We start from the raw sequence: 12,335 nt of genomic DNA on the forward strand, positions 1-12,335 counted from the left end.
TTCAGGAGAATGTCTCGCACTCTCACCAACCACGCAGCGCGTCGCGGCGTTGTGCTCACGGCAGTGCTCACGCTGTTTGCACTGTTCGGCTTCTTGCCAGCCGTTCACGCCGCGCCGGGCGAAGACGTCTTGCCAGCCGCTCAAGCCGCGCCGGATGACATTGACATGACCAAAAATGGTCAGGGATCACTGGTGATTACTAAGTACACCGATCCGGCTTGGAATACAAAAGCAGATGGAAGCAAGCAGGAAATACCTGAAGCTGCCGGCAACCCCCTTGCTGATGTTACTTTCACTTTGACGCCAGTCAACAAGGATAACGTTGCTATTGATTTGAGCAAGAGCACCCAATGGGATGAAACTAAAGGCTTGAAGTTTACAAATGGTAACGTTACAAATGATGCCAAGTCGAATCTGAGCCTCGGTACTCCGGTAGAGAAAAAAACTGATCAAGCAGGCGTTGCTACTTTCTCTGGCCTGAAGTTTGGTGTGTATCTTGTACAAGAGACAAAAGCTCCTGTGAATGTGACACGTAAGACCGAGCCATTCTTCGTAACAATTCCTTTCCCGAACTCGGATGAAGTTGGTGGGTGGCTCTACACTGTCTACGCATACCCGAAGAACGGTACTTCAACTTTCGAGAAAGCTCTCGATCCGAACACTAAAAAAGATCAGTACGCTGCCGGTGATGAACTTGTTTGGAAACTTACCGGTCAGGTTCCAAATGATCCGAATCTCGCTGCGTTCCGTCTTTCCGATAAGCTTGATCCGTCCTTAACTTACAAGCCAGGAGAAACCACTGCGCCAGTTGTTACCGTTGAAGGACGAAAGCTGACTGTAGACCAGGACTACACAGTTGAATTTAGCCAAAACACTGTCTACATCACCTTCAAAGATACTTTCTTTAAGAAGAATCTAGGTAAAACCGTGAATGTTGATCTCGCAACTGAAATCAAGTCAGTTCCTGAAACTAACGTGATTCCTAATGAGGGAGCAACACTGGACTTCAAGAACAACCCAGGTGGAAATTGGAACTCTGTTCCTCCGAAAGAGAACCCTAACGCGAACTTCGGCGACTACAACATCAAGAAAGTTGCTGAATCTCAGAACGGTGAAGCTCTAGAAGGCGCTGTGTTCCGTGTATATGCTACACGTGAAGCTGCTGAAAAAGGTGGCGATGATTACGTTGCAGAATCTACTCCTTCCAACAAAGCTGGCCTAGCAACGATTAAGGATTTGTTCCTTGGGTCGAATGATGACAAATCAGAGAAATACTACGTGCGTGAGTCTGTTGCGCCGGCAGGTTACATTTTGTCTGATAGCGTGACAGAAATTACTGTGACTGACCAGACCGGGAAGAATGATTCTGACACTGGTGATATTTCGATCGTGAACAAGCAGCACGACGGTCCGGATCTTCCGTTGACTGGTGCAACCCTTGGCGTGGTTCTTCCAGCAGCAGGCGTGCTCTTGCTCGTCGGCGCAGGAATTGTGCTCGCCGTCAACAAGCGTCGTGAAAAGGACGCTGCCTAAGTTCGGTAATTGAGCGAACAGTAACATGCGTGTGCTGGGTGCGGATCACACAAACGTCTGCACCCAGCACACGCGCATTCAACAGGTAAAGGAGAACTTTGCGTGAGAGTGTATGTTTCGCGCATGATTGCAGCGCTCTTAGCAATTGCCGGAATATCTCTGGCGCTTTACCCCAGCGCGGCAAGTTGGATCTATCAATACAATCAAGCGAAAGTATTCGGTGACTACGCCAAAGAAATCTCCCACCTCCAGCCTGATGCGCGCACTCAAATCACTCAAGCCCGCAAATACAATGCAGCGCTATCCTCAGGCGCTGCCGTGCCCTCATTCTCACACAAAGCCTCGGGAACTGGAAAAATCGATAGCTCCAAAGAAGGCATCAAACCCTACCAAGAACAACTCGTATCTGGAAGGGGAGACATTATCGGCAGGGTCGTCGTCGAATCAGCAGATATTGATCTGCCCGTATATCGCGGTGCAACCGAAGAAAATCTCCTCAAAGGTGCAGCCCATTTAGAAGGAACCTCCCTCCCCGTCGGCGGTACCGATACACGCACAGTCATTACAGGGCATCGCGGTCTAGCAAATGCAGAAATGTTCACCCATCTTGACCGGGTTAAAAAAGGCGATCTGTTTTCGATCAACGTCCTCGGTGAGATATTCACCTATAAAGTATTCGAAATCAAAGTGGTGGAGCCAGAAGATTCTGATTCGATCCTTCCACAAGCCGGCAAAGATCTCGCAACACTCATTACCTGTACGCCCCTCGGCATCAATAGTCACCGAATTTTAGTGACCGGAGAGCGTGTATATCCCACTCCTGCCGCTGAACAAGAACGCGCAAGTGGCGCCTCCGATTTGCCGCACTTCCCCTGGCTGTTGCTCGGTGGCGGTGTAGGGATAGTAGTTGCTCTGGTATATATTGTGCGCAACGCTCTGCTCGCATATCGCTCCCGGCGCAGCCGCGAACAACGCGGACAAAGTCAACCTAGCGGCGTGCAACGCGGACGCGCCCGACACGGACGCGCCCGACACGGCCAAAGTACAGACGGCGAACACCCCGGCACAGACGGCGAACGCCCCCGCCAATTGTGAGCGAAAACCTAATTTCTTCAAGAAAATCACGCCTTTACTCGCGTCGGTGAGCACGCTAGAATAGGCGGGTTGCCTCGGCGAGGGAGCGCACGCTCCGTTATCGACGCGGTGTCTATGTTCCTTCGGGGGCCTAGCCCGTACTGGGGCCGTTTCGCCGCCTATGGGTGGCCCAATACGAAGGAGAAAATATGTCAGATCGCATCACACTTTCCGGTGAAAAGCGCACCGAGTTTGGTAAGGGCTTCGCACGCCGTATGCGCGTTGCAGGTAAGGTTCCGGCAGTCGTTTACGGCAAGGATTCCGAGCCAATGCACCTCGCCCTTGATTACCACGAGACCTTCATGGCAGTGCGCGGCAACGCCAACGCGCTGATCTCGCTTGAGGTCGAGGGCGAAAAGCACCTCGTTCTGCTCAAGGATAAGCAGGTTAACCCACTCTCGCGCATGATCGAGCACCTCGATCTGCTTCGCGTGAACGCCAAGCAGAAGGTTGACGTGGAAGTTCCCGTTATTGTCGAGGGCGAGCCGGCTGGCGATGCCATCGCAACTGTTGAGCTGATGCAGGTTCTCGTGAAGGTTCCAGTGATCGACATTCCTGAGTCGATCATCGTTTCCGTCGATGGCCTTGAAGATGGCACCACCATCCGCGTCGCAGACCTCACCCTCCCAGAGGATGTTGAGATCGAGCTCGACGGCGAAGATCCGGTTGTCGTTGTTGCCGTTCCGCAAGTTGACGAAGCACTTGAGGCTGAGGAAGCTGAAGAGGCTGAGGCTGGCGAAGGTGAAGCAGCTGAGGGCGACGCCGAGTGATTTTGTGATCCCAGGTTCGCATTTTCAGATGTCAACCTTTGAGGATCTTTCAGGTGGGCGGAAAGTGAAATGCTTTCCGCCCACCTCCATCTTTGCGGCTAGAATTATTCTGTTTTGGCCATGTGGATAAAATTTGAGGATTGAGAAATGTTTGCAGTGGTTGGCCTGGGAAATCCAGGCGCAAAGTACACGGGCACGCGGCACAACGCTGGCCACATGGTCATCGAAACTTTGGCGAGGCGTGCCGGAGTCAACCTCTCCTTGCACAAACAGACGCAAACCATTCAGGGAACGACTCGCCTCGGTGTCGGCCCTGGACGCGATGGCGAACAGGTCGTGTTCGCCACGCTCATGAGCTACATGAACACATCGGGTGGGCCAACATCGTCGTTGCTGAAGTACTACGACATTGCCCCCGAAAACCTCATTGTTGTCCACGATGAACTCGACATCGATTTCGGAACGTTGCGCCTCAAGCGTGGGGGAGGCGAAGGCGGCCACAATGGCCTCAAATCTATCACCTCGTCGCTCGGCTCCAAACAGTACATCCGCCTACGTTTCGGAATTGGGCGCCCACCGGGCCGTCAGGATCCGGCCGACTACGTGCTCTCCCGTTTTACATCATCGCAACGCCCAGAACTCGACATCCTGCTTGAGGAAGCGGCTGGCGCAGTGACCGATGTTATTGAGCAGGGCCTGGAGAAGGCAACGATGCGCCTGCATACCCGCTAACACACAATTTCGTAAGCTGAAACGAGTATCTGATGGATCTGCGTCCACTTTTGCCTCTCGTCACCTGTGATGAGTTGGAGGCTGCCGACACCCAAAAAACACTCGACATCGCTGCTCCGCGTGGCGCTGCTGCGCCGGTTCTGGCGTCGGTCGCGAACCCGCAGCGGCTCGAAGTTGTAGTGACGGCGTCGGGACGCGACGCCGAAGAACTTGCGCGCGCACTGAGCGCCTTTGCGCCGGCTGACTCCATCGATATTTTCCCAGCGTGGGAAACCCTCCCACACGAACGTCTCTCACCGCGCGCAGACACCGTGGCAAATCGACTGCGTGTGTTACGCCGTCTTGCGCATCCCGACGAGTTTGCGCCGTTGCAATTCCTCCTTGTGCCAATTCGAGCCTTGCTACAGCCAATCGCCCAAGGTCTGGGCGATCTTGAACCCGTGCGCATGAGCGTGGGCGATTTCGCAGATTTAGAGAGCGTGACGAAAGCGCTGGTTGCGGCAGCATACTCACGTGTGGATATGGTCGAATCACGCGGAGAATTTGCAGTTCGCGGAGACATTTTGGACGTTTTCCCGCCCACGGAGCGTCACCCCTTGCGCGTGGAATTTTTCGGTGATGAAGTCGAAGAGATTCGCCAGTTCTCGGTGGCAGACCAGCGCTCGACAGACAACGTTGACAAACTTTACGCACCTCCGTGCCGCGAAATTCTGCTCACTACTGATGTGCGCGAACGCGCACTGTCTGCGATTCCCCAGCTTCCAGGGGCGACGGATATGCTCGAACGGATTGCGAACGGAATCGCAGTCGAAGGAATGGAATCGCTCGCACCAGTGCTCCTTGATCGCCTTGTTCCGGTGGTCAGCCAGCTCCCACCCGCCAGCCGTATTACCCTGGTAGAGACGGAAAGGATTGCGGCGCGAGCCGAATCATTGATTGAAACAACACATGAGTTTCTTGCAGCCGCGTGGAGTTCTGCAGCTGCCGGTGGAAGTGTGCCAATTCAGGTGGATGAGGCATCGTTTTCCACAATCGAGGTCACCCGTGAGCGGGCACGTCGAGGTGGACATGCGTGGTGGACACTGGGAGGCTTTGCCACGGATTCGTCCCTTGAACTCGGGCTTCGCGAACCGCAAAAATTCGCAGGAAAAGTTGACGACGCCGTCGCGTCTCTCGGCAACCTTGTACGTTCCGGTTTCACGATTGTGCTCACGGTCGAGGGCGCGGGCCTCGGTAAGCGCCTCGTGGACGTCATGTCCGACGCCGATGTTCCAGCACGAATTTGTGACAGTCTCGATACCCCTCCAACTCCGGGGATCGTCCATATCGTGACTGCTCCGATTGCGACGGGCTTCATCAACGATCGATCACGCCTCGCCGTCGTCGGCGCGCAAGATCTGCTTGGCCGTGTGCGTTCTGCCGCCGCGCAAGAAAGAAAAATGCCCAAGCGCAGGAAGAACGCCGTCGATCCATTGGCGCTCAAGCCCGGGGATTACGTTGTTCATGAACGTCATGGTGTGGCACAGTTCGTCAAAATGGCTAAGCGCAGCCTTGGGGGGCCAGGAGGAACCCAACGCGAATATGTCGTGCTCGAATATGCTTCGTCAAAGCGCGGTGCGCCACGCGATCAGCTCTGGGTTCCAACCGATCAACTCGATCAGGTCACGCGTTATGCGGGCGGAGATTCTCCGTCGTTGAATAAGATGGGCGGCGCGGACTGGGCCAAAACAAAAGCGAAGGCCAAGGCTGCGATTCGATCGATCGCTAAAGAGCTGGTCCGCTTGTACGCGCAGCGTCGGGCAACGAAGGGCCATGCGTTTGCGCCAGATACACCGTGGCAGCATGAGCTTGAGGATGCCTTTGAATTTGTTGAAACTCCCGATCAACTTTCGACAATCGAAGACGTCAAGCGTGACATGGAATCGCCTGAACCAATGGATCGCCTCATTTCGGGCGATGTTGGCTACGGAAAAACTGAAATTGCGATTCGTGCAGCTTTCAAAGCGGTTCAAGATGGTATGCAAGTTGCAGTGCTCGTGCCAACAACACTTCTTGTTCAACAGCACCTCGAAACTTTCCAAGAGCGTTATGCTGGTTTCCCAGTGAAGGTGGCCGGGCTTTCCCGATTCCAATCGGAGAAGGAATCTGAGGAAGTCAAGAACGGGATCCGCAACGGCACAATCGATGTCGTGGTGGGAACGCATCGCCTGATTACAGGGGACGTGCGCTTTAAGAACCTTGGACTTGTGGTAATCGACGAAGAGCAACGCTTTGGCGTCGAGCATAAGGAAGCGCTCAAGCAGCTTTATCCCACAATCGACGTTCTATCAATGAGTGCCACCCCGATCCCGCGCACCCTAGAGATGGCCGTGACCGGTTTGCGCCAAATGAGCCAGCTTGCCACGCCACCCGAGGAACGCCACCCGATCTTGACCTACGTCGGCAGGGAAGAAAACAAGCAGATTGCAGCTGCGATTAAACGCGAGCTTCTGCGAGATGGCCAAGTGTTCTTCATTCACAATCGCACTTCGACGATCAATAAAAAGGCGGCGGCTCTTGCCGAACTCGTCCCGGAGGCCCGCGTCGGCGTCGCTCACGGCAAGATGAGTGAGCATCAGCTTGAAAGCGTGATTCAGCAGTTCTGGGATCAAGAGATTGACGTGCTTGTGTGTACCACAATTGTGGAGACCGGCCTGGACATCCCCAAGGCAAATACCTTGATCGTGGAAGATTCCCAGAAGCTTGGTCTTTCCCAGTTGCATCAGTTGCGTGGGCGCGTGGGCCGCGGGCGGGAGCGTGCATACGCCTACTTCCTCTATCCGCCAGATAAAGCGATGACGGAGACGGCGATTGAACGTCTGCGTACGATTGCCCAGCACACAGAATTGGGTGCCGGGTTCCAAGTGGCGCTGAAGGATCTCGAAATTCGCGGCGCAGGTAATTTGTTGGGCGGGGAGCAAAGTGGCCATATCGCAGGTGTCGGCTTCGATTTGTACCTGCGAATGGTTGGCGAAGCCGTTGCCGAGATTACTGGCCAGGCCCCCGCTGAGGAGGAGCGCAATCGCGAAGTGCGCATCGAATTGCCCATTGACGCCTACGTGCCGCAAGAGTGGATTTCTTCCGAACGTCTTCGCTTGGAGGTGTATCAGAAGATCGCTGGCGCTCGTGGAGATTCTCAACGTGCCGATGTTCAAACCGAATTGGTTGATCGTTATGGTGAGATCCCCGTGCAGGTTGAGCGATTGTTTGCGATCGCACGTCTGCGCGATCTTGCGCGTAGTGTCGGGCTAGAGGAGATCACCGTCATGGGGCGCAACGCGCGTTTCGCTCCGGTGCAGCTTCCTGATTCACGTCAAGCACGGCTCAAGCGCCTTTACCCTCGGGCGATTTCGAAGCCGGCGACTCGCGTTCTCCTTGTTCCTCTTCCCGACGATGCCGGGGCGCGCTTGGGTGCGGTAGCGGCAGTTGAAAACGAAGAGATCGTGGAATTTGTGCGGACAGTTATTTCACAGATTCTGGTAGTGAACGGGTCGTAAACACAGTAAGATGTGAAATACTTCACATCTATGTAAAATCCTGCAAAAGTGTCGCAAAATTACATGGCGCGGGTTTTGTGGGAGCGTGACGGGGCGATCCGTGCCTGGCGCATTGGTTTTGATATTTATTCGCATTTTTATGTCGATGAGGGGTGGCGGCGCTGGTGAGTGAAGGCGTCGCCAAACGTTGGGATAGCAATAAAAAACGCTGTGAATTTCCTAGGTAATTCGCTAGTGTTGATGGTGCGGAAGTCAAACGCATACTCCTATATGACGCATCCTCAGGTGAGAGTGATGCTGATAATGAGGGCACAACTCCGAACGAGTTGATCGCTTGTTTTTCTGAGTTTTTAATCAACAACTCCCAAAGTGATCCTCGTTGACGGGCGCAGTGGGGGCTGCGCCCGTCTTCTTTATATCTGTCGAAGTAATCGTTAGTGAATGTCATAGAAAAGCTGCTCATTGCTATTGTGGGGATGTGTGAGAGCGGTCTAGTCGAACGTCCCAAAATCTGGGCAAGTGACTTCGCCAAGTGCTGAATCGCTTTGGGTAGTGCTTTCCTGAGCGTGCCATAGTGTGAAATTCGTAGGACAATGAAAGGGATGGCGCGGATCGACAGATCCGTCCTCCAGAGGCGTCCGCCTCTGGGCAAACCTTTCAAACGAAGGAGTCCATGTGGCTAGCATTGAAGCAGTAGCTTCCCGTGAAATTCTCGATTCCCGCGGCAACCCCACCGTTGAGGTTGAGGTTCTGCTCGATAACGGCGTTTTCGCTCGTGCAGCAGTTCCGTCCGGCGCGTCCACTGGCGCGTTCGAGGCAGTTGAGCGCCGCGATGGTGACAAGTCTCGTTACCTGGGCAAGGGTGTTCAAGATGCTGTTGAGGCAGTGACCGAGATTATCGAGCCGGAGATCATTGGCCTTTCCGCTACCGATCAGCGCTACCTCGATCAGACACTGATCAACCTTGATGGAACTGCAAACAAGGGTAAGCTTGGCGCAAACGCTATTCTTGGTGTGTCCCTCGCGGTGGCAAAGGCTGCAGCTGAGACAGCTGGCCTTCCCCTTTACCAGTATCTCGGTGGCCCGAACGCTCACGTTCTCCCGGTTCCGATGATGAACATTCTCAACGGTGGATCGCACGCTGATTCCAACGTTGATATTCAGGAGTTCATGATTGCTCCGATTGGCGCACCGTCCTTCAAGGAGGCTCTGCGTTGGGGCGCAGAAGTTTACCACTCACTGAAGAAGGTTCTTCACGAGCGTGGCCTGGCCACCGGCCTCGGTGATGAGGGCGGCTTCGCTCCGAACCTTGAGTCGAACGCTGCGGCTCTCGATTTGATCATTGAAGCAATTGAGAAGGCTGGCTTCACCCCGGGTGAAGACTTCGGTCTCGCGCTTGACGTTGCTGCAACGGAATTCTTCAAGGACGGCGTGTACCACTTTGAAGGCGGCGAAAAGACCGGCGCTGAGATGATTAAGTACTACGAAGAGCTTGTTGAGAAGTACCCGCTCGTTTCGATCGAGGATCCGCTCTCGGAAGAGGAGTGGGAAGATTGGGCCAAGCTCACCGCAGAAATCGGTGACCGCGTTCAGATCGTGGGTGACGACCTCTTCGTCACCAACCCGGAGCGCCTTGCTAAGGGCATTGAGCTCAAGTCGGCTAATGCTCTCCTGGTGAAGCTCAACCAGATCGGCACTCTCTCGGAGACTTTCGAGGCAGTTGAAATGGCTCACCGTAACGGTTTCCACTCGATGACCTCCCACCGCTCCGGCGAGACCGAGGACACCACCATTGCTGATCTCGCTGTTGCGACCAACGCTGGCCAGATTAAGACTGGTGCTCCGGCTCGTGGTGAGCGTATCAACAAGTACAATCAGCTTCTGCGTATCGAAGATGAACTCGAAGATGCAGCTGTTTACGCTGGTCGCTCCGCGTTCCCGCGCTTCAAGAAGTGAGAGCTTCCCAGTCTTTGCTGGGAAATGATCGCTGTGTGATAAAGGAGTAGGCACCTCACAAGAGGGGTGTCTACTCCTTTATTTATTGGTTGGTGTCCTGCCTCTTGGGGCCTGGTAGCAAAAGGGGCGTAATATCGTGAGGTAGGAAGAATAGGTGTTACGGCACGCGAAGAGAGTGAAACTTTTTCAAGTGATGTGCGACACTGTATAGAAATTTTGCAAATAGTTTCCTGAGAATTTGATGTATTCTTTATCTAGATCTCCTAGATCTCCTAGATCTCCTAGATCTCCTAGATCTCCTAGATCTCCTAGATCTCCTAGATCTCCTAGATCTCCTAGATCTCCTAGATCTCCTAGATCTCCTAGATCTCCTAGATCTCCTAGATCTCCTAGATCTCCTAGATCTCCTAGATCTCCTAGATCTCCTAGATCTCCTAGATCTCCTAGATCTCCTAGATCTCCTAGATCTCCTAGAACGCACTGAATCTATAAAAAACGCACTTACTTTGAAGGAGTCACAGTGGGAAAGTTTAAGCGTAGCGCCGCTTTTGGTGCTGCAATCGCGATTACTGTTACAAGTTTCGCGGCAACTCCAGCATTTGCTGTAAAAGTTGATTACGAGGCTGATGTCAAGGCGGCAGTCGTTGAGCACCACAATATTCAACTTTCAATTTTCAACGCTAATACCAAGGTGGAGAACGCTCAAAAAGATTTGGCGGAGGCTAAGAAGAAGCTGAAGGCGGCACAGAAGAAGTTGGCCACGGCTATGCGCAAGAAGGATGATACTTGCCGCGAGCAGGCCGAAGTTGATAAGCAGTGGGATGCCAAGGAAGCTGCTAGTAAGTCTTTGACTGCTGCTCAGAATCATGTGAAGGAACTTTTCGTTTCACTCGATAAAGCTGAGAAGAAGCTGAAGAAAGCAGTTGAAGCTGCAAAAAACGTGAAGAGTGCTACCGAGGGACTTTCTGCAACTCTGAAGGAGCCAGCTCGCTCGGAGTCTTTTGCTGAGAAGCTGCTGCGTTATAGAACAGATCCGAATGTTCGTGAAGCTACTAAGGGGCTTTCTGCAACTCTGAAGGAGCCAGCTCGCTCGGAGTCTTTTGCTGAGAAGCTGCTGCGTTATAGAACAGATCCGAATGTTCGTGAAGCTACTAAGGGGCTTTCTGCAACTCTGAATGATCCAGCTCGCTCGGAGTCTTTTGCTGAGAGGCTGCTGCGTTACAAAGCGGATCCAAATGTTCGCGATGCTACTAAGGGTTTGACGGAATTCTTGAAGGATGACTCGGCATTGAAGGCTAAGCCGAGCCAGGATCCGTCGAAGAAGGCTGACCCAACCCAGGATCCGTCGAAGAAGGCTAAGCCGAGCCAGGATCCGTCGAAGAAGGCTAAGCTGAGCCAGAGCCCGTCGACAAAGGCAGCGCCAAAGATGGAAGATAAGAGCGGTCTTCCCTTTACCGGTACTGCTGCTGGAACCTTTGCGGGTATGTCGGTTCTCCTCGTTGCTGGTGGCGCTGCCCTCATGCTTCGTCGCAAGAACGCCTGATATAGGTTTACTCACACATGTGAGTAAGTGACTCAAAAAGAGTCTGTGCGGGAGGCTGGGTTCCAATCGGAATCCAGCCTCCCGCTTATTTCTATCATCGCGTTTTTGGGCTTGTCAGCGTGTTGAAGTACAAGGGCCAGAGATTTCGGACGCTATCACAACCGGCTGTGGCGCGTGCTTTCCCATGAATCCTTTGTTTGTCGTTAGACTGAGAAACGTGAATTCACGCCGACCTCACTTCTCATCGAAGCACCAATCAAAACAGCTGCGAGGCTCACATCCCTCTGCGGCTCGTCGGCGTACTTCCGCGGAGCATCGAAGTGATGTTCCACATCCTGAACGCACACGTCAGCGCAGAGGCCCAAATCCTGCTCTTGAAGAAGACATGCGTGTCCACGCATTGAAGCCGCGGCCTTCGAAGCCGGGTATGAGTGGCCGTAGTCCGCGTGAGCGACGTCGGGAAACTGTAGCGACAGGAGCGCAGTTTACCTCTAAGCGTTACTTTGTTTATCAAAGTGGGGGACGAACCCGACGGTTCTCGGTACGTGCTCTCGTCGTGCTCATCTTCATTGCGATTGGTGTCCTGATCGTTGCGTCACCATTGGCAAGCTACCTGAACCAGCAAGAACAGAAGCGCGTGGCTAGCGCGGAACTCGCGAAAACAACTGAGCGTGTGGATCAGCTTGAACGTGAACTTGATCGCTGGAAAGATCCGAAATTTGTCCAAACGCAGGCGCGCGAAAGGCTTGGCTACGTGTTGCCTGGCCAAACTCTCTATGTTGTGCCACGCGGTGGTGCGGAGACTGCAGCGGAGAAGCTTCAAAAGCAAGTCAAACAAGTCAATGACGAGCGTCGTGCGGCGACGCCTTTCTTTATCACCTTGCGAGATTCAATTGCGATCGCTGGAAAGTCTGGCACTCAGCTGGTTGATAATCCGTCACAAGTGCCAGTGCTGAACGCACCGAAACCTCAACCGTCGTCGTCATCAACTCAGCTGCCTGAGAAGAAAACAAAGTCCACGAAATGACATGAGGGTGATCTGTTACCTCACCTCACGCTCACTCCAAGGATCACTGGCTCACGGTGCAACGACACGTCGAACACTGTGCCCTACACCGTCGCGCAGTGCGC

8 protein-coding genes are annotated in these 12,335 nt (G+C 53.7%); all 8 read left to right on the forward strand.

All coding sequences use genetic code 11. The annotated features are described in order from the left end of the window. Positions 1 to 9: 9 nt before the first annotated feature. The 8 genes from P7079_RS01380 (at position 10) to P7079_RS01415 (ending at position 12,231) form a co-directional block, all read left to right on the forward strand. The gene (locus tag P7079_RS01380; RefSeq protein ID WP_278013055.1) at positions 10 to 1,533 is read left to right on the forward strand and encodes a SpaH/EbpB family LPXTG-anchored major pilin; all 1,524 of its coding nucleotides are present in this window, start codon (positions 10 to 12) and stop codon (positions 1,531 to 1,533) included. Between the two features lie 102 nt (positions 1,534 to 1,635). Then, a complete protein-coding gene (locus P7079_RS01385) occupies positions 1,636 to 2,628 on the forward strand; it encodes a class C sortase (RefSeq protein ID WP_278013056.1) in 993 nt (330 codons plus the stop codon). A 188-nt stretch (positions 2,629 to 2,816) separates the two neighbouring features. Then, positions 2,817 to 3,437: a 50S ribosomal protein L25/general stress protein Ctc gene (locus tag P7079_RS01390; RefSeq protein WP_278013057.1), complete on the forward strand. Its 621-nt coding sequence runs from the start codon at positions 2,817 to 2,819 to the stop codon at positions 3,435 to 3,437. Positions 3,438 to 3,584: 147 nt separating this feature from the next. After that, a complete protein-coding gene (gene pth, locus P7079_RS01395; protein ID WP_278013058.1) occupies positions 3,585 to 4,169 on the forward strand; it encodes an aminoacyl-tRNA hydrolase in 585 nt (194 codons plus the stop codon). A gap of 32 nt (positions 4,170 to 4,201) precedes the next feature. Next, entirely contained in the window at positions 4,202 to 7,705 is a 3,504-nt protein-coding gene (gene mfd, locus P7079_RS01400; protein ID WP_278013059.1) for a transcription-repair coupling factor, read from the forward strand. Positions 7,706 to 8,380: 675 nt separating this feature from the next. After that, positions 8,381 to 9,661: a phosphopyruvate hydratase gene (gene eno / locus P7079_RS01405; protein ID WP_278013060.1), complete on the forward strand. Its 1,281-nt coding sequence runs from the start codon at positions 8,381 to 8,383 to the stop codon at positions 9,659 to 9,661. Positions 9,662 to 10,181: 520 nt separating this feature from the next. Next, positions 10,182 to 11,204: a hypothetical protein gene (locus P7079_RS01410; RefSeq protein ID WP_278013061.1), complete on the forward strand. Its 1,023-nt coding sequence runs from the start codon at positions 10,182 to 10,184 to the stop codon at positions 11,202 to 11,204. 217 nt (positions 11,205 to 11,421) lie between these two features. After that, on the forward strand, positions 11,422 to 12,231 hold the full coding sequence (locus P7079_RS01415; protein WP_278013062.1) for an FtsB family cell division protein: 810 nt from the start codon (positions 11,422 to 11,424) through the stop codon (positions 12,229 to 12,231). Positions 12,232 to 12,335 lie beyond the last annotated feature (104 nt).

Origin of the sequence: Arcanobacterium canis, assembly GCF_029625435.1 — a bacterium.
Lineage (GTDB): Bacteria > Actinomycetota > Actinomycetes > Actinomycetales > Actinomycetaceae > Arcanobacterium > Arcanobacterium canis.